Genomic DNA, 22,778 nt, shown 5'->3' on the forward strand with positions numbered 1-22,778 from the left:
GAGTGATACTGGATTGATGGCGGCATACTGTTATTTTTGTTGTTTCTGGTATTGAGTTACCGCTTTATTATGGTCCGTCAAATTGGTTGAAAACTGAGATTCTCCATTACCTTTTGCAACAAAATAAAGCGCATCCGTTTCACTCGGATTAAGAGCAGCGCGGATCGAAGCAAGGCCAGGCATAGCGATAGGAGTGGGCGGCAAACCGGAGCGCGTATAAGTATTATATTCTTGATCGGTTATCAAGTCTTTTTTGCGCAAATTACCATCAAATTGTTCACCCAGACCATAAATGATGGTTGGATCAGTTTGTAAACGCATACCTTTGCGCAACCGATTAATAAATACACCTGCTATTTCAGCGCGATCACTTTCCAGGCCGGTTTCTTTCTCTATAATGGAAGCCAATACAAGCGCCTCATAAGGCGTGGTTAATGGCAATGATTCCGCACGATCCGACCAACTGCTTTGCAAGTGATTTTGCATGTTTTGATAGGCACGCTGCAAAATTTCTATATCATTGCTATTTCTAACAAAATAATAGGTATCCGGGAAAAACAATCCTTCTGCTGCAGTCTCGGATGCACCGATTAAACGTAGAATCTCCTGTTCACTTAATCCAGTCGTAAGATTTTTAATTGCTGGATGCTCATTCAATACTTGCCTGATTTGAGCGAACGTCCACCCTTCAATGAATCTTATTTCATTTTGTATGACATCGCCTTTGGTTAAAGTTTCTAATAATGCAGTCTGAGTAATATCTTCCTTGAATCGATAATCGCCTGCTTTGATTGAGGATTCCTGATTGTGATAGCGCGCTAATAATATAAATGTCCATTTGTTAAGAATAATGCCGGCATCTTCCAGTTGCTGAGAGACTTGCTTCAGATTGGCGCCAGCCGGAATGGATATTTCATATGGAATTGCAGGAAACCTAACACTTGAATGAACGTGAAGATAGAACCATGAAACAAGCAAAATGGCTATCAATGTGCTAGAAAAAAGTAGGCGTTTCAGCTTTTGCATCGCCAATGGATAAAACCTATATACGGCGGAAAACGAGCGTTCCGTTGGTTCCTCCAAACCCAAAGGAGTTTGATAATGCAACTTTAATATTCATATTTCTAGCTGTATTGGGAATATAGTCAAGATCACATTGTGGATCTTGATTGACAAGATTAATCGTCGGCGGCGCAATTTGATGATATGTCGCCAGTACCGAGAAAATAGCCTCTACACCACCAGCGGCACCCAACAAATGTCCTGTCATTGATTTTGTTGAATTAACGGCAAGTTTTCTGGCGTGATCCCCAAAGCAACGTTTAACCGCAATGGTCTCAGCAATATCCCCTAATGGCGTAGATGTGCCATGTGCATTGACATAATCCACTTCCGTGGTATCGATTTCGGCATTTTTAAGTGCGTTGGACATACAACGCGCTGCACCCTCACCATCGTCGCAAGGTGCTGTCATATGGAATGCATCCGCGCTCATCCCAAAACCGGCTAATTCAGCATAAATTCTGGCACCACGACGTTTAGCGTGCTCCATTTCTTCCAATACCAGAACTCCGGCACCTTCACCCAGGACAAAACCGTCCCGATCTATATCCCAAGGACGGCTTGCAATTTCCGGTTCATCATTGTGGACTGACAAAGCTTTGGCGGCGCCAAATCCACCAATGGCAAGCGGTGTTACACAGGACTCAGCTCCACCACACACCATGACATCGGCGTCACCATATTCAATCATGCGTGCAGAGTGGCCAATACTATGTGTAGCTGTAGTACATGCGGTTACGATAGCTAGATTGGGACCTTTATAGCCATACATGATAGATAAATTACCCGCAATCATATTGATGATAGTGCTCGGTATAAAAAAAGGAGAGATTTTACGTGGTCCACCCGCATGATATGCTATATCGGTACTCTCAATCATCGACAATCCACCAATGCCCGAACCGATATTTACACCGATTCTCTCCGCCTCTAACTGCGAAATTTCATCGATGCCCGCATCCTTAACCGCTTGTATAGCTGCGGCCATGCCATAGTGAATAAAAATATCCATGCGGCGCGCTTCTTTTGCTGAAACATATTGATGGATATCAAAATCCTTTACTTCACCAGCGATCTGCGAAGCAAAAGCAGATGCATCAAAACGGGAAATTCTTGTAATGCCAGATTTTCCTGCAATAATGCTCTCCCATGCGCTTGGAACCGTGTTTCCAACAGGCGACACAATACCCAAACCGGTCACTACTACCTTACGTTTGAACAAAATCACTCCACTTGCATGTACATAAAAACCAGAAACTAACCAACACTCGTGTTCGCGGTGACGTAATCAATCGCTTCTTGGACAGTATTTATTTTTTCAGCTTGCTCATCCGGGATTTCGCATTCGAATTCTTCCTCCAATGCCATGACCAGCTCCACCGTGTCGAGCGAATCAGCACCTAGATCATTAACAAAAGATGATTCATTCTTGACTTCTGTTTCATTAACACCAAGTTGTTCAGCTACAATTTTCTTAATACGCTGCTCAATATTTTCCATCTAGATATTTCCTTTTCAAGTAAGAAACATGTTTATTCTAACAAATTTTACATGCCGGCAGAACCGAAACATGGCTACAGGATATAACGTACGGCTTAGTTTCTATTTGGTAATGCATTATAAAAATGTTGCATGATTGTTTTGTGATTAATTTGCTTTCACAAATAGTTATCTACTTAACTATGGGTTAATCCATATACATCCCACCGTTAACGTGGAGTATTGTACCCGTAACATAAGCGGCCGCAGAAGAAGCAAGAAATGCAACCGCTGACGCGACTTCTTCAGGACGACCCAGTCGTCCTAAGGGAACATGTTGAATCAAATTTTGTTGAAATTCATCCGCCAGGGAACGGGTCATGTCAGTGTCAATGAAACCGGGAGCAACGCAATTTACAGTAATATTGCGACTGCCAACTTCTCGTGCCAATGATTTACTAAAACCAAAGATACCTGCCTTAGCGGCTGCATAGTTTGTTTGCCCCGTATTTCCCATTGCGCCGACAACAGAAGAAATGTTAATGATGCGGCCATACCGGGCTTTCATCATTGCTCGGAGAACCGCACGACTCAACCGGAATACTGATTTTAAGTCGGTTTCCATAATTTCATCCCATTCTTCATCTTTCATGCGAACCAGAAGATTATCACGCGTAATACCGGCGTTATTTACCAGTATCCCCACCTCGCCAAATTTTTCACGAACGGTTTGAATAGCCTGGTTGATTTGTTCACCATCATTTACGTTTAAAATAACACCGCTACCTTGAATACCAGCCTTCTCCAAATACTGATTAATCCCTGCAACACCACTTTCGGTGGTTGCTGTACCGATGACTCGCGCGCCAAGCTGTCCTAATTTTAATGCAATGGCCTGCCCGATTCCTCGGCTAGCGCCAGTTACTAAAGCAATTTTATTTTCCAAGATCATATCCCCTTGCATAGAGCCATGACAGTTGACTGCAAATAAACATTGTTCATATAACCCTGACATCGTTGATAGCTAGTTTGATCGCTTCGCTATCAGTCAATGATAACTGTTGCAAATGCTGATCAATGCGTTTGTTCAATCCGCTCAATATTTTGCCTGGTCCACACTCAACGACGTGTGTAATTTCAGCGGTCACAAAAGCCCGAATAGTATCCACCCAATGTATCGGATTTATGAGCTGCTGAACCAGAATTTCTTTAATTACCGATGGATCTGAATGCGGTTTTACATCAGTATTATGCAAAATTGGGATTTTAGGCGATTGCAGTGTGACATACTGCAATTGCAATCGCATACTTTCAGCTGCCGGTTTCATTAGAGAACAATGTGAAGGGATACTCATGGGTAGCATGATCGCACGCCTTGCTCCCTTCGCTTTCGCCAATTCAATTCCTCGCAGAATTGCATTTCTGTGTCCCGCGATAACGATCTGACCCGGTGAGTTAAAATTGGCTGGCTCGAGAGATTCCCCATTACCCTGATTTGTAATATCACGACAAATTGTTTTGATGGTTTCATCATCCAATCCGAGAATCGCGGCCATTCCGCCAACCCCTTCCGGCACGGCTTTCTGCATAACTTGTGCGCGGAAGCGCACCAATGACAGCGCATCGGCAAAACCCAGCGCTTCCGATGCGACCAGCGCGGTGTATTCTCCCAGGCTATGTCCAGCCAACAGCACTGGTTTTTTTGCCGCCCAGGCTAATCCAGGCACGATACACCGCTATTCCCGCGGTTAACATGAGGGGTTGCGTATTCAAAGTAAGATTAAGTTCCTCTTCAGATCCGGAATTTGCCATCACCCAGAAATCCTGTTTGAGGATATCGGAAGCTTCTTGAAAGGTTTCTTGAATGATGGGCAAGTCCTTATACCCATTCATCATTCCAACCGATTGTGATCCCTGACCTGGAAATACGAATGCAAATTTCATGATTACCACCGCAGTAAAACTGCTCCCCATGTAAAACCACCACCCACTCCTTCCATCAATATCAATTGATCAGACTGAATGCGTCCGTCTCTTACAGCAATATCCAGTGCAAGTGGAATGGAAGCTGCTGAAGTATTGCCATGCTTATCCACTGCTACTACCACTTTTTCCATGGGCAATCCCAATTTCTTTGCAGTCGATTGAATAATCCGGATATTGGCCTGATGAGGAATCAACCAATCAATATCGGTGGGTTGCAAATTGTTTTCTGCAACTGCCTCATGCACGACTTCTTCCAGGACTTTGACTGCGAATTTAAAAACGGCATTGCCTTCCATGTTGATGTAGGGCGTGCCATGCACTTTACCGCCACTGATGCACCCAGGAGCGGATAGAATATTACTATGACTGCCACTTGCATGGAGATGGGTTGACAAAATCCCGGGTTGATCACTGCGCGATAGTACGACGGCGCCCGCACCGTCACCAAATAAAACACAGGTGCTACGATCATTCCAATCGAGTATCTTTGAGTAGATTTCACTCCCAACCACTAAGGCATTGCGGCATTTTCCCGAACTGACAAACATGTCGGCTGTCGCCAATGCATAAACAAAGCCGCTGCAAACAGCCTGCACATCAAATGCCGGACAATTTTCGATACCCAATTTATTTTGCAGAATACAAGCCGTACTTGGAAAAATCATGTCAGGTGTAGTAGTGGCGACAATGATAAGATCAATGTCTTTTCCCGTTATGCCAGCAGCCTGCATGGCATTCTGGCACGCATACAATGCCAGATCGCTGGCAACCTGATCCTCTGCTGCAATATGCCGTTGCGTAATACCTGTCCGTGTTCGTATCCATTCATCACTAGTATCAACCATACGCTCAAGATCGAGATTGGTAAGTACTTTCTCCGGCAGATAACTACCTGTTCCAGTGATTCTTGAATACATTATCTTGTAACTTCTTTAGAGGGAAGCTGTGGATGGCGGGAGAACTCAGCGACCCGTTCACTAATCCGTCGCAACATTCCGCCACGAACTTCATCTGCAGCTCGTTTTATGGCAAAACCAAAAGCATACTTATCTGCCGAACCATGACTCTTAATGACTATACCGCGCAAACCCAGAAAACTTGCGCCGTTATAACGTCGGTGATCAACACGGCGTTTGAACGAATTAATTACAGGCATTGCAATCACACCGGCTATCTTTGTCAACAAATTACGATTGAATTCTTCGCGTAAATAAGTCGCCAGCATTTGCGCCAAGCCCTCCGATGTTTTTAAGGTAATATTACCAACGAATCCATCACAAACTACAACATCAGTTGTTCCTTTATAGATATCGGTACCCTCGACATTACCATAAAAATTAAGTCCGCTATCCCGCAATAGCTCGGCTGCTTGCTTGACTATCTCGTTTCCTTTGATTTCTTCTTCTCCAATATTGAGCAGCCCAACGCTTGGATACGCCTTGCTTTCTACTGAAGATACCAAGGATGCACCCATGATTCCAAATTGAAACAATTGTTCGGCTGTACAATCGACATTTGCACCCAGATCCAAAACGTAAGTATGACCGATACTGGTGGGCAAGATTACAGCAAGTGCCGGGCGGTCAACGCCGGAAATCGTTTTCAATACAAACCGGGAAGTTGCCAATAACGCGCCTGTATTTCCGGCACTGATACAGGCCTGCGCTTCACCTGTTTTAACCAGATTGATAGAAACTCGCATGGAAGAATCCTTTTTACCACGCAGAGCTACTGCCGGCGATTCATCCATACCAACCACTTCGCTTGCTGGATGCAGGCGTATTCTCGGCCCCAGCTCCGAATTTGCGGCACGAAGTTCAGCTTCAATAGCATCAGGAATACCGACAAGAATAATATTAGCTTCAGGATCGCTGTGTAAATAATCAAGCGCCGAGGGAACAGTGACATGCGGACCATGATCGCCGCCCATACAATCTATTGCTACAGTAATATCCAATTTTAGTGCTCTTGTAACTTAGAGAAATCTATATTCAGGATGTTGTAGCAATAAAAAATTTTTAATCGTTTTTCGTTTTAACGACTTTCTTGCCACGATAATATCCATTTGGACTAATATGGTGACGTAAGTGAATTTCTCCAGTACTGGGTTCCACGGCTAAGGGCGGGTTAGTTAGAAAATCATGCGAGCGATGCATACCGCGTTTTGATGGGGATTTTTTATTTTGTTGAACTGCCATTGCGATAACTCCTTAAGCTTAGTGTGTCTTTTTTAATGTTGCCAATACTGCAAAGGGATTTGCTGATTGCTTTTTACCAGCCGGATTATCTGTAGCTGATTTTAGTTTTAGTGAATTACACTCACCATCTGCATGACGTGATGAAATCGACAAGCCGAGAATTACCTCATCTTCAATTAAATTGATCACATCTAACTCAGGTGTTGCTAAAATAGCATCGATAGTATCGTCTTCATCAACCTGTTGCAGCTCCACCTCATTTTTTGCCAGCAACAAAAACGTCTTCAGGTCAATCTCGTAAACAAGTTTTTCAAGGCAGCGCTGACAATTAAGATGAATTTTGCCTTTAACTTCCAACTGCAAACCAGGTTTTGCATTCTTGTCGAGTCGACCACTAATTTGATAGATTAGCTCTCCCTCTTTGTCGAACAATAAGTCATGCAAACGTACAAGATCAATCACCGGGATTCTACCATGACGTATACCCGCATTTTGAACAAAATCTATAGGATCTATTATTAACCTAACAGACATAAGGCGCGCATGTTATATTTTTTACTCGTAAGTGTCAAAAAATACAGAAGAAAACTTTGAAAACAAAAAACGACTCTACACCGCAGATTATACTGGGATCCAGTTCTATTTATCGCAAAGAATTACTTCAGCGATTACAAATTTGTTTTGAAACCAGCAATCCACAAATTGACGAAACGCCCCTAATCAATGAATCTCCCCGCCAAACAGCCGCACGTTTAGCCGAGGCAAAAGCCCGAGCGGTGGCCACAATTTATCCACAGGCGCTTATTATTGGTTCCGATCAAGTAGCAGCATTAGGGGACATTCGTCTTGGCAAACCATTGAATCACGCGAATGCCGTGGAGCAATTGCGACAAACCCAAGGAAAGGAAGTTGTTTTTTATACCGCTGTATGTGTTCTGAATAGTTTTACTGATAAGCTACACATACGTGTTATTCCATACCATGTGCAATTCCGGCGGTTGAGTGATCAGCAAATCGAGAATTACTTGCTAAAAGAACAACCTTATCAATGTGCCGGCAGCGCAAAATCTGAAGGACTCGGTATCGCACTTATCGAACGAATGACGGGAGACGATCCTAGCGGATTGATCGGATTACCTCTCATCACTTTAATCGATATGCTAACTATTGAAGGGGTCAAAATAATTTAAAAAAACTCAGAATCTAAATTTTTTAATAAAATTTCCTAATTGCAAACGGCATCATAATGTGAAATGATTGCGACTATTCAAGATTTACATTATTTGTAGATTGACATATCCATGCGAAAATATCCCGTTCATCCGCTCATTCTTATGCTGATTATCAGTATACTGACGAATGGATTAAGCTTGTCTTTTAGAGGGGAAGTTTTCGCCCACGAACTGGATCATATCCGTCAATCATTGTCCGCGGATCCTACGACACATTTGGAATTGCATCAGAATAATGTAGCCTGGGATGGTGTAGATCTGGATGCAGTCACTCATCTATGCCTGCACTCTGTAGGGCAATACCAGCCGTTTTTCTTTAATTCTTTTCCGCATATTCCCGATCTGATCCTTACAGAAGCTATCACTGCATTCATTTCCTCGTTTATTCCGGAAACAATCCCGGATTTGCCCCTGCGCCCTCCCCGAAGCATCTCTCTAAGCTAGTTTAAAAAACTTTGATCGTTGTGGATTAAATTTATTGATTCACAACCATGTAAGTACAGATCAATTTAAATTTGATGATCTGCTCTACAGATCTACTGATGCATAAACAGACGACGGAGGGAATTCCATGAAACTAATCAGTCTGTCTAGAACGCCATACCCCGGTGTGGCAACAGAATTACCGATCATGATACTGAGTTGTATTCTATGGCTGGGTTTTTCATCTCCAATAGAAGTCAGTGCTGACGCCTTCAGTAACGCATCAAATCGGATGAATGATCATTTCGCCAAACCATCGATCAATGAGATGAATGATCTTACGTTGCACGATGCGGTCAATCTGGCACTACTCCATAATCCAGAGTTGGCGGCTTTTTCCAAAGAAATACGTGCACTGGAAGGAGTAACGCTACAAGCCGGATTACTCAGAAATCCGGAACTGTCGGTAAATGTTGAAAATGCCGGGAATATTCAGAAACTGAGTGGCGACCTTAATGCACCCGATTCGATAGTGCAGGAAGTAGTACAGCAGGTCACGACAATACGCATTGGCCAGTTAATCGAACTAGGTGGAAAACGTGCCGCCAGAGTGAATGCAGCTTTGCTTGGAGAAGAACTGGCAACCAAAGATTATGAAGCCAAACGCATCGAGATTATTGCTCAAGTTGCCAGTGTATTCACAGAAGTTCTGGCCGCGCAGGAACGGCTTAAGCTGGCCGCAGAAACCAACCAAGTGGCGCAAAACGTGGTTAGCACCGTCACTGGGCGAGTACAAGCAGGAAAAGTGCCGCCTATAGAAGAAACCCGGGTGAAAATAGGTCTGTCGACGACGCGTATAGAGCAGGAGCAGGCACAACGAGATCTGATATCCGCACGCAGGCGGTTAGCGCTGTTATGGAACAGTTCCTCGCCCCAATTCAATATCGCGATTGGAGATCTGAAAATAATAATTGCGCCGCCAGATCTTCAAGTACTTGAAAAAAAGATACTAGATAATCCACTGGCGCTTCGTGCCATAAAAAATATTGAACATCGTAAGGCGTTATTGGAAATTGAACAAACCCGCCGCATTCCCAATTTGACTCTAACTGCGGGAATCGTGAACTATGCTGTCGTGGGGGGTAACACAGCCGTAGCAAGCGTAATGATGCCATTACCGCTATTCGATCGCAATCAAGGCAATCTCAAAGAAGCTTATCAACGCGTGGACAAAGCCGAAGATGAACAGACGATGATGGCACTCAGGTTGAAAACCGAACTGGCCCAGACTTATGAAGCAATGCTAGCGGCTTGGAATGAGATTAATCTACTACGCGACGAGATTCTGCCTGGTGCCAAGGGCGCTTTTCATGTGATGCGCAGAGGTTATGAATTGGGCAAATTTGGCTTGTTGGAGTTATTGGACGCGCAACGCGTGCTATTTCAGAATCAATTGCTCTACGTCCGCGCACTGGCAAACTATCAACGCTTGATGAATGATATAGAGCGCCTGATCGCAGCGCCTATCGATAGCATGCTAAATCATCGTGGTGTAGAGAAAAAGGTTAAAGAATAAATTATGGATAAAGCGCGATTGATGCCAATTCTTATAGTTATTGCCGTAGGGGTTATATTGGGCGGATTGATACTGATTTTGGATAAACCTGCTGGGGTCGGAGTAAAGATGACGGATACCCACGCACATGAAAAATCGGCCGAAGATCAGATTTCTACTGGACCAAGAGGAGGCAAGCTGTTTATTGATCATGACTTCAGCATAGAACTAACGATTTTTGAAAAAGGCGTACCACCACAATTCCGGGTTTATTTATATGAGAAGGGTAAATTACTACCACCAACCTCTGCTGCAGTTGCCATCACATTAACCCGTTTGGGCGCGCCGGCGCAATTGTTCCGATTTACCCCGGAAGCGGATTATTTGCTGGGGGATCAAATCGTCGAGGAACCGCATTCTTTTGATCTCGCCATTGCCGCGGAACATGACGGTAAGTTAATGCGTTGGAGCCATAGCCAGATTGAAGGGCGAGTGGAAATACCGGATGAAATGCTAAAAAGCATGGGTATCGAGCTGCTCACTGCGGAACCGGCGATTATCAAACCAAAACTCAGACTTCCGGGAGAGGTAATCTTCAATGAACATAACATCGTGCGTGTGGTGCCACGGGTTCCCGGCGTGGTGACGACGGTGCATGGTCATCATGGGCAACAAGTTAAAAAAGGTGATGTGCTGGCCATTATTGAAAGCCCGATGCTGGCAGACCTGCGCAGTCAATATTCTGTAGCCAAGAAACGGCTGACGCTGACAAAAAAAACTTACGAGCGGGAGAAACAGTTGTGGGAAGAAAAAATCAGCGCTCAACAGGAATTTCTTTTGGCAGAAGAATTATGGAACGAAGCTCAGATCGCCTTGGAATTAGCTGCAACCAAATTACGTGCTTTAGGCGTGCAACCTGAGTCCGGCTTCATGAGAGCAAACATTACTCAGTACGAAATACGCGCTCCAATTTCCGGAATCATCATTGCTAAAGCTGTCGCACGTGGCGAAGTGCTCAAGGAAGACAGTGAAATTTATACTGTCGCGGATGTATCGACGGTATGGACGGCTGTTACGGTTTATCCTAAAGATCTTAACGTGATTCGGGTGGGCCAGAAAGTTGCTGTGAAGGCAACGGCTTATGATGTAGAAAGCGAAGGAATGGTGACTTACATCTCCACCCTGATCGGCGGACAAACACGCACGGCAACAGCCCGGGTTGAGTTGGATAATGCTGAGGGTAAATGGCGTCCCGGCATGTTTGTGAACGCTGAGCTGGTAGCGGAAGAAATTGCTGTGCCTGTCGCCGTTTCTGTTCATGCCATCCAAACGTTCCACGACTGGTCGGTGGTATTCGGCCGCTATGACCAGTATTTCGAGGTTCGTCCTTTGAAGCTGGGACGCAGTGATGGTGAAATGGTTGAAGTCCTCGAAGGATTTGTCCACGGAGAACAGTACGCCGGGGGCAACAGCTTTGCGCTTAAGGCAGAATTGGGTAAAGCAAGCGCAACGCACGACCATTAAATCGATAATCCGATCAAAGCGAGATTCACCATCATGTTTGAACGCATTTTACATATATCCATCTATCAACGCGGTATCGTGCTGATGGCGGTACTGATAATGGCTGCATTTGGCGTATACAACTACCTAAAACTACCCATTGACGCTGTGCCGGACATCACCAATGTGCAGGTACAAATCAATACTACAGCACCCGGCTATTCACCTCTGGAAGCTGAGCAACGTATCACCTTTCCGATTGAGATGGCGATGGCCGGTTTACCCAATCTTGAATACACCCGCTCTCTCTCGCGTTACGGGTTATCGCAAGTTACGGTAATTTTTAAGGACGGCACTGACATTTATCTGGTACGGCAATTGGTCAGTCAACGGATTCAGGAAGCCAGAAGCCGATTACCAACCGGAATCGTACCTACGATGGGACCTATTTCCACAGGTCTGGGTGAAATCTTCATGTGGACTGTCGATGCGGAAAAAAATGCGCGCAAGCCGGATGGTACCCCATATACAGCGACTGATTTGCGCGAGATTGAAGACTGGATTATCAAGCCACGAATACGTATGGTAGAAGGGATCACTGAAGTCAATTCCATCGGTGGCTATGTCAAGCAATTTCATGTTACACCTTATCCTGAGAAACTGATTTCATTCGGGCTCACATTGCAAGACTTGGTACTTGCGCTGGAGCGTAATAATCTTAATGTAGGTGCAGGCTATATCGAAAAAAGCGGCGAACAGTATTTGGTCAGAGTGCCTGGGCAGGTGGTGAATCTGACCGAAATCGGCGAGATCATTCTGAGCAGTAATCAAGGCGTGCCGATACGAATCAAAAACGTGGCTGATGTACTGATCGGCAAGGAGTTACGCACTGGCGCCGCAACCCAGAACGGCAAGGAAGTAGTGCTGGGCACAGCGCATATGCTGATCGGGGAAAATAGCCGCATCGTTTCACTGGCAGCAGCGGAAAAACTGGCCGAAATCAACCGCAGTCTGCCTTCCGGTGTGGTTGCGACACCGGTTTATAACCGCACCACATTGGTCGACAAAACCATCGGTACAGTTTCAAATAACCTGTTGGAAGGCGCCGCACTGGTCATTGTAGTATTGTTCATAGCGCTTGGTAACCTGCGTGCCGCACTGATTACCGCCCTCATTATTCCTCTATCAATGCTGTTCACTATCAGCGGCATGGTGGCCAACAATGTCAGCGCCAATTTGCTGAGCTTAGGCGCGCTTGATTTTGGCATCATCGTCGACGGTGCTGTCATTATTGTCGAAAACTGTATTCGCCGCCTTTCCCTTGAACAAGGGCGTCTGGGGCGAGAATTGACGCCTGCCGAGCGCTTCGAAATTGTTTTTGATGCCTCCAAGGAAGTGAGGCGGGCGCTGCTGTTCGGGCAAATTATTATCATGGTGGTTTATTTACCGGTATTCGCACTGTCCGGCGTGGAAGGAAAAATGTTCCATCCAATGGCATTCACGGTTTTACTGGCATTGTTAGGAGCGGTATTTCTATCGGTGACATTTGTACCGGCGGCAGTGGCTATGTTCCTCTCCGGAAAAATGATGGAAAAAGAAGGAGCCGCCGTGCTATGGGCTAAGAAAATCTATGCCCCTACACTGGATGCCGCCATGGATAACAAGGGATTGACGATTACCATCGCCGCTGTCATTGTGGTGTTGTCGCTGTTGCTGACTACACGCATGGGGAGTGAATTCATTCCCAGTCTCGATGAAGAGGATATCGCCCTGCATGCAATTCGGATACCCGGCACAAGTTTGAGTACAGCCATTGAGATGCAGAATGAGTTGGAAGAAACGATCAAAAAATTTTCCGAGGTCAGCCGGGTATTTTCCAAAATCGGTACTGCCGAGATTGCCACCGACCCGATGCCACCCAGCGTCGCGGATATTTTTATCATTCTAAAACCACAATCCGAATGGTCCGGAAAGTATCGCAACAAAGAAGAATTAATCACTGCGATGGAACAAGCAGTATTAAAAGTGCCAGGTAACAACTATGAATTCACGCAACCAATACAGATGCGATTTAACGAACTATTGTCCGGAGTGCGCGCGGATGTCGCGGTAAAAGTATTTGGCGATGATCTCGACGTCATGCTCAATGTCGCCGAGCAGATCGAAAAAATCGTCAAAGCCGTTCCCGGCGCGGCAGATGTACGGATTGAACAAATCACGGGCCTACCGGTATTGTCAATTCAGATGGACCGGACAAAAATGGCGCGTTATGGTCTCAATGGCAGCGACGTACAGGATGCCATCAATATTGCAATTGGTGGCAGAACCACCGGTTTGATTTTCGAGGGCGATCGCCGTTTCGAGCTGCAAGTGCGCTTACCGGAACAGATTCGCAGTGATATCGAAACACTTAAGCGCTTGCCAATCAAGCTTCCGATACTGAATATATCAGGCGGCCAGAATGCACCAGCTACTGCTTTGCCCATCTACGTCGCGTTAGGCGAAGTAGCCGATCTACAGATTGCCACAGGCCCTAATCAAATCAGCCGCGAGAATGGCAAGCGCCGGGTGGTAATCACTACGAATGTGCGTGGACGCGATATCGGCTCTTTCGTCAATGAAGCAGAAAAACTCATTGAGAAGCAAATTAAAATTCCATCGGGCTATTGGCTTGCCTGGGGCGGGCAATTCGAGCAGTTGATCCAAGCGGTGAAACGCTTACAGATTGTCATTCCATTGGCACTTTGCCTAGTATTTTTTCTGCTATACACCATGCTTGGCAGCTTTCGCGATAGCTTACTGGTCTTTAGTGCAGTTCCGTTGGCAATCACCGGTGGAATCGTGGCCTTATGGCTACGCGACATTCCCTTGTCGATTTCCGCCGGTGTAGGATTCATCGCCATGTCCGGCGTGGCGGTATTGGATGGCTTGGTGTTGTTGTCGTTTATCCGCGATCTGCGGCAGCAGGGACTCACACTCGACGACGCCATTCGAACGGGTTCTCTCATGCGATTACGTCCGGTTCTGATCACAACTTGGGTGGAGTCACTGGGTTTCCTGCCCATGGCACTCAGCACCAGCACTGGCGCCGAAGTACAGCGCACACTTGCAACGGTGATGATCGGCAGTACATTATCCCAATCTCTGTTATCTTTGCTGGTATTGCCGGTGTTGTATCGAATCGTGCATGGGAAGAATATAAGTAAGGAATAATCCAGACAACCCCTGGACCTGGATGAACAGATTGATATATGCCTCAGGAAATATATGCAGCAAGGCTTTCCACAGAAGACTTTATCTAGACGATCATTGAGCCACATCGTCATTTCAAAATATTTTATACGGGCTAGGTGTTTAGTCCCACGGTATGGTGGAGTAATATACAGCCACTTACGGAGGGAAGAATTATTGGACAACTCCACACCACACCGTGGGACTAAACACCTAGGGTCCGTTGACGTTTTGAGATAAGTATTTAATAGATAGAAACAAACTCGTAATATTGGGGTTCCCATAGCACCAACAAAACGAGTTTGCGATGCCCCGATTGATGCTCAGTGATGAGTTCTGGTCGAAGCTGGAGAAGATTCTGCTTCAAGAAGCGATATATAACAAGCGCAATCTGCGCATGACAGTAGAAGGTATGCTGTATCGAATGCGGGTTGGCTGCCCGTGGCGAGACTTGCCTGAGGCATTTGGAAGCTGGAATTCCATCTACAAAAGATTCAATGCGTGGTCATTAAGCAGCAAATGGTTAAGGATTTTCAAGGCGTTGTCTATTGATCCGGATTGTGAATGGGAATTTATTGATGGCAGCTATGTTAAAGCGCACCAGCATAGTGCAGGCGCAGCGGACAAGGAACCACAGGCGATCGGGAAAAGCCGCGCAGGCAATACCACAAAGATTCACCTGGCGGTTGATAGTTATGGTTTACCAGCCGATTTTGAAATCACCGGTGGAGAAGTCAATGACTGTTCTATAGCACCTGATTTGATTGCCAAACTGCCTGACGCGAAAGCGATTGTTGCGGACAAAGGCTATGACAGCGAATGTATACGAGAACAGATAACGAAGAAAGGGGCTCGAGCTGTGATACCGAGAAAGCGCAACTCGTTGAAGGGCAACGCAGATATGGATTGGGGTTTGTATGGATACCGACATTTGGTGGAAAATGCTTTTGCCCGGCTAAAGCAGTATCGGGCAGTAGCGACACGATACGACAAACTGAAGAGAAATTTTGAGAGTATGGTAGCCATGGCATGTGGATATCTGTGGCTACCTATGTGAAATGTCAACAGACTCTAGCAAAGAATACTGAAAAATCAACGGTACAATCTACCAACCACTTGTATGTTTACATCTTTCAAACTTGTTAAAACACCCTCTGTGTAATCGACGAAGAAATTTTAAAACTCGCTTTAATATTCTACCATTCTCTAGAAAATATAGATTCTTTGTATGATATCGGATTCAGTCTATCAATCAAATAACTGCAGTTTCTTCTTCAAATAACAGGATTACTTTACCATCATCATCAATATCAATCGTCACTTTTCCTCCATTGACCAAGCGCCCGAACAATAATTCGTCGGCAAGCACACTACGAATTGTATCTTGAATTAAGCGTTCCATAGGTCGCGCGCCCATTAACGGATCAAAACCATGTTTCGCAAGATATTTACGCAATCTCTCCGTGAACGTTGCCTCGACCTTTTTCTCTTGCAACTGATTCTCAAGCTGAATCAGAAATTTATCAGAGACTCGCAAAATGATTTCCTGATCCAAGGGAGCAAAAGAAACAATCGCATCAAGTCTATTACGAAATTCAGGAGTAAATAATTTTTTAATATCAATTAATTCATCGCCCGCAGAATTTGATTTTGTGAATCCAATTGAAGATTTTGTAAGTGCTTCAGCACCTGCATTTGTAGTCATGATAATGATGACATTACGCAAATCCGCTTTACGCCCATTATTATCAGTCAATGTTCCATAATCCATAACTTGCAGAAGGATATTAAAAATATCTGAATGCGCTTTCTCGATCTCATCCAATAATAAAACCGAATAGGGATGTTTAATCACAGCCTCAGTTAACAATCCTCCCTGGTCATACCCTACATAACCAGGTGGCGCACCAATCAGCCGTGATACTGCGTGACGTTCCATATACTCGGACATATCGAAACGATGCAAATGAACACCCAAAGCATAAGCCAACTGCCTCGCTACTTCAGTTTTCCCAACACCTGTTGGGCCTGTAAAAAGAAAAGAGCCAACTGGTTTTCTTGAATTACCCAATCCGCTTCTTGCCATCTTAATAGCCGCTGTCAATGTATTAATCGCATTATCTTGGCCAAAAACAACCGCTTTCATATCACGCCCCAAAGTTTTCAACTTACTACGATCATTTGTAGAGATATTCTGCGACGGTATTCTTGCGATCTTAGCGACCACACTTTCAATTTCTCCTTTACCAATAACCTTGCGTTTCTTCGATTTCGGCAATAGTCGCTGCGCAGCACCAGCTTCATCAAGCACATCTATGGCTTTATCTGGTAAATGTCTATCATTAATATATCGTTCCGATAATTCCGCAGCAGAAACCAATGCACTACTGGTATATTTAACCTTATGGTGCTGCTCATAGCGTGACTTCAGACCTCGCAGAATAGCGACTGTCTCATCCACGCTCGGCTCGTTGACTTCTATTTGCTGAAAGCGCCTTGATAGCGCATGGTCCTTCTCAAAAATTCCACGATACTCACTAAAAGTCGTTGCACCAATACACCGCAATTGTCCCGTATTTAGAATCGGTTTCAGTAAATTTGAAGCATCCATAACTCCACCAGAGGCAGCGCCAGCACCAATAAGTGTATGAATTTCATCAATAAATAGAATCGCAGCAGGATTATCAGTCAATTGCTTCAGTAAAGTTTTTAAGCGTTGCTCAAAATCTCCCCGGTATTTTGTACCCGCTAATAAAGCCCCCATATCAAGTGAGTAAATCTGATGCTTTAAAAGTAATTCAGGTACATTTTCCTCGACAATTCGTTTTGCCAAGCCTTCTGCGATCGCAGTTTTCCCAACACCGGCCTCTCCAACTAATAATGGGTTATTTTTACGGCGCCTACAGAGGATTTGTATCACACGTTCGATTTCTTTTTCACGCCCCACCAAAGGATCAATCTTATTTATTAACGCCAAGTGATTTAGATTTACCGTATAATTCTCAAGCAATCCAGCAGAGTTTGACTCATGTTCGGTATCGCTCTCATTCGCAGTTTTAGTATCATTTTCATTCGATATTTTCTTAATACTGTGAGAAATATAATTCACCACATCCAAACGTGTTACGCCTCTTTGATGCAAGAAATAAACTGCATGCGAATCTTTTTCTCCAAATATCGATACCAATACGTTAGCACCAGTTACCTCCTTTTTCCCTGATGACTGAACATGCAATATGGCACGTTGAATAACGCGCTGAAAACCCAGTGTAGGCTGCGTATCAACCTCTTCATCACCTTTAATTACCGGGGTATGGTGTGTTATGTGATCTAATAATGCTGCTCGCAAATCTTCTATATCTACCAAACAGGCATTTAATACTTCAGCAGCACTTGCATTATCTAGCATCGCCAACAACAAATGCTCTACCGTAATGAATTCATAGCGCTTCTGCCTCGACTCTACGAATGCCATATGCAAGCTAACTTCTAAATCTGGTGCAATCATTTTAGTTTTCCTCCATTACACACTTAAGTGGATGCTGATTTCTTCTACTAAATTCAATAACCTGTTTGACTTTAGTACTTGCAATATCACCAGGGTATATACCACACACACCCACTCCTTCTGTATGTACCTTTAACATTATTAATGTCGCCTGTTCTTGATTCATGGAGAAAAACAATTTTAGTACTTCAACCACAAACTCCATCGGGGTGAAGTCATCATTTAATAGTAAAATTTTATAAAGAGGGGGGGGGTTATGCTTAACCTTCTCTTGTGAAAGCTTAACGGTTTCAGACTTACTTTCCGTCATGAATGTTTCCTATTCAAACTGATAAATTTCCAATCATAAAATATAGTACAAAAAACTCTATTACACTCGTAGACAAAACATATTTAACGATTACGACAAAATTTTCAAGTATCTTGAGGCAATTACTTTTCCTTTAACTACAAAAATGGCATCACCGAGGTATTTTCCAATACAGAACAATACAAGAAATGAATTTCAAAGAAGATTAGTAAAATTGGATATCAAACTCAATTTTGTTTTGGCTCAGGTTAAAGGATGTTTCACTTGTATTCTACCATTGCATCATCAAACAATCAGCTGAGTGCAGCAACAATGGACAAGAATAACCTTTATCATGCTCTGTAACTGCATCATTGTCACTGATTCTAAGAGTATTTGCATTCAGTTGTGCAAACGTTATTCCCGGCCTGAAATGTAAAGCTACCTGCGGCAATGATTTCAACTTTTCTTGAGGGGTCATCATGTTTTATAGCAATATTTCTCGTTCCTTACCTTATTGTCAATGATAGCCCCTAAAAAAGCAGGAACGATAAAAATTGAGTATGCAGGTAAAGGAAACCAGTACAGAATGCAGCAATCGTTTTTTCATTCAGCAAACCGCCAAATGAATAGAGCCGGGATGTTTGTTTATGAACAACAACACCATTTATCAATTTCACCAGGACATTATCGCTGGAATGCTTTGATCGTGATTTGGCAAACTCAATGACACATAGCTTTTCCAGCAGCTTGGCGCCTTTGCTTTGTAAAATTGACAAACTTCAAACCGTTACGACATGGATACTCAAGATGGCAAATATACCTCGCTGATCTCTCACCGAGACGGTCACAAACTGAATTTGGGACGCAGTTGACCGCAAGAATAAATGACACTCACACCACCCTGATCACCTTGGTGTACACTTTATGCGGATATAATCAATAACCAAACCGGACTAAGAGGCACACAACGCTTTCCCGCAGGCACACCAGAGGGACAAGTATTCGGTTTATATTGCCTTTATTTTGATATAAGCCTATAAAAAATCATACCTTGAGCACAATATTGTGCATCCTCTTCCAGAAACTCTCCCACCCGCGCCAAGTTTGTTGTTTGTAGCTTATACCTTCATTCAGGTCTATTGCCATGTCTCGCATAATGCACAATGCAGACTCTACTCGCTCAGACTTATTCGTTGGAAATACGATAGCCTCCTCAGATTCATTTCATGATGGAAGAGACTACCGCTTGACTTTAATCCAGGATTTGCGTAAAACAGCAAATGGCGTTTGGCTTCAAGTTCTTTATGAATCTATTTTGTTCATAAATAGTCTTGAATTTCAAATAGTATTAGGGTTTCCGGCCCAGTTTTTATATAGGAAGTAGAAATGGCAACAGGTACAGTAAAATGGTTCAATGATTCTAAAGGTTTTGGTTTTATTACTCCTGATGACGGTAGCGAGGATTTGTTTGCACACTTCTCGGCAATCAATATGTCTGGTTTTAAAACCCTTAAAGAAGGTCAAAAAGTGAGCTTTGATGTCACTCAGGGACCAAAAGGGAAACAAGCCTCAAATATCCAGGCCACCTAACTTTCATAACTACTGGCCTAGAAACTTAGTCTTATTAATTGGCCAAAGCAATAAAAAATTTTCTCTATATAAGAGCCCCTTTGCTTTGTTTTACCACACGTAGCAAGGGGTATTACTTTAGAGTTTTCCCATCCACTTCGATAGCTAACTAAAATAATATTCGGTGAGTGTTGTTTAGCTCATAAAATCGGCCATTGCATTACCAAAATCCGAGCAGGAAACTTTCTTAGCATTAGTCATTTGCCGAGCGAAATCATAAGTAACAATTCCGTTCTGAATAGTCTTTTCCATAGATTTAATAATCTTATCAGCTGCTTCACTCCAACCAATATGTCGCAGCATCATTTCCGCTGATAGTATTATTGAACCAGGATTTACTTGATTTTTTCCAGCATATTTAGGTGCTGTGCCATGCGTTGCTTCGAAAACCGCCACTACATCGCTGAGATTAGCACCAGGCGCTATCCCAATCCCACCCACCTGTGCAGCCAAAGCATCGGATATATAATCTCCATTCAAATTCAGTGTTGCAACAACATCATACTCTTCTGGACGAAGTAAGATTTGTTGAAGAAAAGCATCAGCAATTACATCTTTGATAATAATTCCACCCATGGTGGAGGGTAATTTCATCCACGGTCCGCCATCCAGCAACTCCGCTCCGAATTCACTAGCAGCTAATGCGTACCCCCACTTTTTAAATGCGCCTTCAGTAAACTTCATAATATTACCTTTATGCACTAATGTAACCGACTTACGCTTGTTATCAATGGCGTACTGAATCGCTCTTCGAACAAAACGCTCCGTTCCTTCTTTTGAAACCGGTTTAATACCGATACCAGAAGATCGAGGAAAACGTATACTAGTCACTCCCATATCTTTAATCAAAAAATCAATAACCTTTACTACAGATTCTGATTCCGCTTCCCACTCTATGCCTGCATAGATATCCTCAGAATTTTCACGAAAAATAATCATATCTGTTTTTTCTGGATTTTTTAATGGACTCGGAACACCACAAAAATAGCGTACAGGTCTCAAACAAACATATAAATCCAGTTGTTGCCGTAAAGCTACATTAATCGAACGAATTCCACCGCCAACCGGTGTTGTTAACGGACCTTTAATTGAAACCACAAATTCTTCAGCAGCTTGCAGTGTCTCTTCCGGCAACCATACATTTGGTCCATAAACTCGAGTTGATTTCTCGCCCGCATAAATTTCCATCCATGAAATCTTTCGTTGCTCACCGTAAGCTTTCTCAATAGCTGAATCAACAACATTACGCATCACTGGAGTAATATCAACACCAATTCCATCACCTTCAATAAAAGGAATTATTGGATTATCAGGCACTTCTAATGAATAATCATCATTAACCTTAATCCGCTCTCCCTTACTAGGCACCTTTATATGCTGATACATAACCTCTCCGAGTATTCAAAAATGCAATTTGCAAGAAAAATTTTGCCAATTTAAAATAGGCTTAGCCTTCTGTGCATTATACGTGTAAACACAATGCCTTTCCACGCTAACGCGGTTTCATTCATGCATAATGGTATTACCTCGAATTTGTATTAGTAGCAACCCGGTCACTTACTCTACACCACACTTTTGGAGTGTTTTATTCCCTCATAATGAATATTAACCTATTAATTCCAAATCTATTTTGGTCTGATACTTCACAGCCAGAAATCTATAATGGTTTATTAATTCATTTTTTAGAAACGCTGCTATCTAAAGGTATTTCCAGGACCAGTTCATCTCTTGAAATGGAAACTTGGTTGTGTAAACAATTTAATTTGGAGCAACAACATGGAAGCTGGCCTATTGCACCATTGATGTTACACATTGATGCTCCAGCATTGGCAAAAACAAGTAAAGATTTCTGGATGTGTGCCGATCCTGTTCATCTCCGAATTGAACAAAACCATATCATGCTAGCAGATAGCCAGTCTTTCAAAATTTCTCCAGAAGAAGCGGAACAGTTCGTACAGGACTTGAATCATAATCTTGGTAACTCGAATTTTATTTTTTCAACTTTCCATCCGCATCGCTGGTACATTCGAATACCTAAGGCACCTGAAATGCAGACACATCTACTCAGTCAAGTCACCTGCAAGAACATTAATAATTTCTTGCCGACAGGCAAAGACAGCATCATCTGGCATAAAATCTTTAACGAAGTACAAATGCTGTTGCATGAGCACCCCATTAACCAAGCCCGCGAATCTCGCGGCGAACTGATCATTAATAGTATTTGGCTTGGGGGGGGCGGAGGCATACTTCAGTCAATACACTCTCCGTATACACATATATGGAGCAATGATGACTTTTCTCAGTCACTAGCACTAGCTAGCAGTATTAATCGCTTAAATCTACCTATTGATGTTAATAATTGGCTCAAAACTAAGATACCAGGGAATCATCTCGTAGTATTGGATTCGCTACGCAGTCCAGCAAAATACAAGAATGCTTATGAATGGCGCGAAACTCTCAAAAACATGGAGCACACTTGGTTTATACCCTTATATACAGCAATTAAGAGTGGAAAAGTTAGCCGATTAACCATAACAACATTGAACGAGATTGCTTTAAATGACTTTGTAATAACACGTTCTGATCTATGGAAATTCTGGTTATTTAGGAAACCGCTTTTCACTCACAGTCGAAAAACCAAATAAAAATACTTTATTTATATAGTAGCAGCGCATCTTAA

20 protein-coding genes and 1 pseudogene are annotated in these 22,778 nt (G+C 43.5%); 9 read left to right on the forward strand and 12 right to left on the reverse strand.

Annotation, left to right across the window (positions count from 1 at the left end; all coding sequences use genetic code 11):
• Nucleotides 1-30: 30 nt before the first annotated feature.
• The 9 genes and pseudogenes from mltG to ATY38_RS02600 form a co-directional block, all read right to left on the reverse strand.
• Nucleotides 31-1,026: an endolytic transglycosylase MltG gene (gene mltG / locus ATY38_RS02560; protein ID WP_062557908.1), complete on the reverse strand. Its 996-nt coding sequence runs from the start codon at nt 1,024-1,026 to the stop codon at nt 31-33.
• A gap of 16 nt (nt 1,027-1,042) precedes the next feature.
• On the reverse strand, nt 1,043-2,284 hold the full coding sequence (gene fabF, locus ATY38_RS02565; protein WP_062557909.1) for a beta-ketoacyl-ACP synthase II: 1,242 nt from the start codon (nt 2,282-2,284) through the stop codon (nt 1,043-1,045).
• 35 nt (nt 2,285-2,319) lie between these two features.
• Nucleotides 2,320-2,562, reverse strand: coding sequence for an acyl carrier protein (acpP, locus tag ATY38_RS02570; protein WP_062557910.1), 243 nt, complete (start codon nt 2,560-2,562; stop codon nt 2,320-2,322).
• 187 nt (nt 2,563-2,749) lie between these two features.
• A complete protein-coding gene (fabG, locus tag ATY38_RS02575; RefSeq protein WP_062560071.1) occupies nt 2,750-3,493 on the reverse strand; it encodes a 3-oxoacyl-ACP reductase FabG in 744 nt (247 codons plus the stop codon).
• Between the two features lie 46 nt (nt 3,494-3,539).
• A pseudogene (fabD, locus tag ATY38_RS02580) lies at nt 3,540-4,485 on the reverse strand (ACP S-malonyltransferase).
• A gap of 2 nt (nt 4,486-4,487) precedes the next feature.
• Entirely contained in the window at nt 4,488-5,444 is a 957-nt protein-coding gene (locus ATY38_RS02585; protein ID WP_176492691.1) for a beta-ketoacyl-ACP synthase III, read from the reverse strand.
• Nucleotides 5,444-6,484, reverse strand: coding sequence for a phosphate acyltransferase PlsX (gene plsX / locus ATY38_RS02590; protein WP_074701490.1), 1,041 nt, complete (start codon nt 6,482-6,484; stop codon nt 5,444-5,446). Before plsX ends, ATY38_RS02585 begins: the two co-directional genes overlap by 1 nt.
• 61 nt (nt 6,485-6,545) lie before the next feature.
• Complete coding sequence (gene rpmF / locus ATY38_RS02595) at nt 6,546-6,725, reverse strand: 50S ribosomal protein L32 (RefSeq protein WP_013646667.1); 180 nt, start codon at nt 6,723-6,725, stop codon at nt 6,546-6,548.
• 18 nt (nt 6,726-6,743) lie between these two features.
• Nucleotides 6,744-7,259: a YceD family protein gene (locus ATY38_RS02600; protein ID WP_062557913.1), complete on the reverse strand. Its 516-nt coding sequence runs from the start codon at nt 7,257-7,259 to the stop codon at nt 6,744-6,746.
• 56 nt (nt 7,260-7,315) lie between these two features.
• Between ATY38_RS02600 and ATY38_RS02605 the strand changes: the two genes are divergently transcribed.
• The 6 genes from ATY38_RS02605 to ATY38_RS02630 all read left to right on the forward strand — a co-directional run bounded on the left by ATY38_RS02605 (nt 7,316) and on the right by ATY38_RS02630 (nt 15,726).
• Entirely contained in the window at nt 7,316-7,915 is a 600-nt protein-coding gene (locus ATY38_RS02605) for a Maf family protein (RefSeq protein ID WP_062557914.1), read from the forward strand.
• A gap of 111 nt (nt 7,916-8,026) precedes the next feature.
• The gene (locus ATY38_RS02610; RefSeq protein WP_062557915.1) at nt 8,027-8,401 is read left to right on the forward strand and encodes a hypothetical protein; all 375 of its coding nucleotides are present in this window, start codon (nt 8,027-8,029) and stop codon (nt 8,399-8,401) included.
• A 127-nt stretch (nt 8,402-8,528) separates the two neighbouring features.
• Nucleotides 8,529-9,956, forward strand: a complete 1,428-nt coding sequence (locus tag ATY38_RS02615) for a TolC family protein (RefSeq protein WP_062557916.1) — start codon at nt 8,529-8,531, stop codon at nt 9,954-9,956.
• 3 nt (nt 9,957-9,959) lie between these two features.
• A complete protein-coding gene (locus ATY38_RS02620) occupies nt 9,960-11,459 on the forward strand; it encodes an efflux RND transporter periplasmic adaptor subunit (RefSeq protein WP_062557917.1) in 1,500 nt (499 codons plus the stop codon).
• A gap of 33 nt (nt 11,460-11,492) precedes the next feature.
• The gene (locus tag ATY38_RS02625; protein WP_062557918.1) at nt 11,493-14,651 is read left to right on the forward strand and encodes an efflux RND transporter permease subunit; all 3,159 of its coding nucleotides are present in this window, start codon (nt 11,493-11,495) and stop codon (nt 14,649-14,651) included.
• A 325-nt stretch (nt 14,652-14,976) separates the two neighbouring features.
• Nucleotides 14,977-15,726: an IS5 family transposase gene (locus tag ATY38_RS02630; RefSeq protein WP_082632988.1), complete on the forward strand. Its 750-nt coding sequence runs from the start codon at nt 14,977-14,979 to the stop codon at nt 15,724-15,726.
• Between the two features lie 195 nt (nt 15,727-15,921).
• On the opposite strand, the gene clpA is transcribed toward ATY38_RS02630, so the two are convergent.
• On the reverse strand, nt 15,922-18,177 hold the full coding sequence (gene clpA / locus ATY38_RS02635; protein WP_062557919.1) for an ATP-dependent Clp protease ATP-binding subunit ClpA: 2,256 nt from the start codon (nt 18,175-18,177) through the stop codon (nt 15,922-15,924).
• A gap of 1 nt (nt 18,178) precedes the next feature.
• A complete protein-coding gene (gene clpS / locus ATY38_RS02640) occupies nt 18,179-18,487 on the reverse strand; it encodes an ATP-dependent Clp protease adapter ClpS (protein WP_062557920.1) in 309 nt (102 codons plus the stop codon).
• A gap of 502 nt (nt 18,488-18,989) precedes the next feature.
• Between clpS and ATY38_RS15725 the strand changes: the two genes are divergently transcribed.
• Nucleotides 18,990-19,196: a hypothetical protein gene (locus ATY38_RS15725; protein WP_144429452.1), complete on the forward strand. Its 207-nt coding sequence runs from the start codon at nt 18,990-18,992 to the stop codon at nt 19,194-19,196.
• A 659-nt stretch (nt 19,197-19,855) separates the two neighbouring features.
• The gene (locus tag ATY38_RS02655) at nt 19,856-20,059 is read left to right on the forward strand and encodes a cold-shock protein (protein WP_013646657.1); all 204 of its coding nucleotides are present in this window, start codon (nt 19,856-19,858) and stop codon (nt 20,057-20,059) included.
• Nucleotides 20,060-20,233: 174 nt separating this feature from the next.
• Here ATY38_RS02655 and icd read toward each other — a convergent pair whose 3' ends face one another.
• A complete protein-coding gene (icd, locus tag ATY38_RS02660) occupies nt 20,234-21,484 on the reverse strand; it encodes an NADP-dependent isocitrate dehydrogenase (RefSeq protein WP_062557923.1) in 1,251 nt (416 codons plus the stop codon).
• A 212-nt stretch (nt 21,485-21,696) separates the two neighbouring features.
• On the opposite strand from icd, the gene ATY38_RS02665 reads away from it, so the two are divergent.
• The gene (locus ATY38_RS02665) at nt 21,697-22,743 is read left to right on the forward strand and encodes a phosphoglycerate mutase (RefSeq protein ID WP_062557924.1); all 1,047 of its coding nucleotides are present in this window, start codon (nt 21,697-21,699) and stop codon (nt 22,741-22,743) included.
• Nucleotides 22,744-22,778 lie beyond the last annotated feature (35 nt).

The sequence above is a fragment of the Nitrosomonas ureae genome (genome assembly GCF_001455205.1).
Lineage (GTDB): Bacteria > Pseudomonadota > Gammaproteobacteria > Burkholderiales > Nitrosomonadaceae > Nitrosomonas > Nitrosomonas ureae.